We start from the raw sequence: 1,846 nt of genomic DNA, 5'->3' as shown, positions 1-1,846 counted from the left end.
CCGGTTGTATCGTGTGATGCGCCTTGGACAGCTTCGGATGAAACGCCGGATCATTGTCCAGAAACTGCCCCCACCTGCTCAAGAACAGGGCGAGTTCGCTGGGCGGCCATGTTGCGTTTCCGCGTGAACCCTTTTCGTGATGAATCAGTTCAGCATGCGGCGTGTAAACGATGCGGTATCCCAGCATTCTCAGCTTGAGACATAGATCGACGTCATTGAAGTCGAGGCGGAAGCGTTCGTCGAATCCGTCGACCTCATTGAGCAGGCTCTTTCGCGTTGCGAACACCGCGCCGGTCACGATCGACCATTCACGGTGAACGGACGCCCAATCTTGGTACGAGTTCTCGGTGGGGGATGCGCCGATCCAGGCATGGGTGCACAGCCCGTACACCCCGCCAGGCATGCCTGCGTGCTGAATCKTGCCCGTGGGATAGAGCAGGCGGGCGCCAACTCCCCCGACATCGGTTTGGGTCGAGAAGCTTAGCAACGCCTGAATCCAATCGGGGGCTCGTACCGTGATGTCGTCATTCATCAGAATGACGTCTTCCGTCGTGGCTTCACGCCACAGGTGGTTCATCTTGGCCGCGTAGTTGAAACTCTCACCGCGGGCTCGATGAGTCAATATCCTGCGCAGTTTGAACGGCCACTGACGGCCGCGGTAGATGGCGTCGTTGTCGAGATCGTCGCCCAAGAGGACATTGAGTTTGTCCATCGGATAGTCGGAACTGGCAAGACTATCCAGGAATTGGAGAACATAGGGGATGCCGCGGCCATTGGCCGACGCCCCGACTGTCTGCCGCGTTGGGACGACGAGCGTGACTTCAGGCGATTCATGGAACAGCTTATCGACCCTCAAGCTGTCCGGCGTGAGGCCCGGCGTGATGTTGATCAAAGACCCCGCACTTCTCGGCCACCAGCGCTGGATCGCAGCGATGCGATCTTTGACATTGGCACGAAAACGCGGCCCCGAGTACCGTGCCAGCACCTCGGGAATCCGTCCGACGACGACGCCTGCTGCATGAGCCCGCAGGAGCAGGTCGAACGACGCGGCGCTACCGGCCTCGACGATGATGTCGCCGATCTGTCTTGCCGCCGCCGATCGAACGAAGAGCGGAAGTCCCACGTAGTCGCTCGCCAATGCCAGCGAGAGATCCCAGGTTGGCTTCAGCGACAGATCTAGCGCATCGGGCGCGGAGCCCGTACCGACATCGTCGCCGTAGAAGACGCCTACGTCCGGCCGCCGCTCCGAGGCACTCACGAGCAGTTCCCAGATAGACGGGTGAATCTCCAAATCGCGCGGTCCGATGATGAACCACTCGCCAAGTGAGATTCCTGTGCGGAACTTGGCCGCTTCCGTGGGGGCAATTGTCCCGTCGGCATTGCACCGAATCTGGTGCAGACCGTCCCGCTTCAATTCAGAAAGCCGGATTCCGTGGCTCATGGTGCGATCCTCCGTGCCGGCAACGCGGCTATCAGTTCGATTGGAAGCAACTGAGACAGACTTTCAATCATCCGATCGGCGACCGCGTCCTGCGACAACTTCTCGCGAATCCGCCGCACAGCGGCCTCGCATTTCGAGCTGTCACCCCTCACGGCCTCATCGGCAGCTGCGAGTAGTGCTTCGCTCAGCTTGGCTTCATCGACGGTTGCCCATGTGTTGCCGCTCCCATAGGCTCCATGGTCGTCTTCGAGGGCGCGAAGTTGGTAGTCGACTGGAAAGCCGCTGGCGATGTCGAGGAAGTCGCGCGTGCCGCTGTAATCCGTCGCGACCACAAGTTTGCCCATACCCATGGCTTCGGCCACCGTAAGGCCAAAGCCCTCGGCGCAATGCGGCGAGGCATAGATG

2 protein-coding genes are annotated in these 1,846 nt (G+C 60.3%); both read right to left on the bottom strand.

Annotated elements, in window-relative coordinates:
- On the bottom strand, nt 1-1,441 hold a 1,441-nt coding region (locus tag AC1DY5_RS53870; protein ID WP_478122398.1), incomplete at its 3' end, for a glycosyltransferase family 2 protein.
- Nucleotides 1,438-1,846: glycosyltransferase (locus AC1DY5_RS53865; protein ID WP_478122397.1), on the bottom strand; the 409-nt coding region annotated here is incomplete at its 5' end. The genes AC1DY5_RS53865 and AC1DY5_RS53870, both read right to left, overlap by 4 nt.

The sequence above is a fragment of the Variovorax sp. P4_D9 genome, from assembly GCF_056401695.1.
Note: the sequence above shows the minus strand (reverse complement) of the source record. Positions and strands in the feature narration are given on the sequence as shown.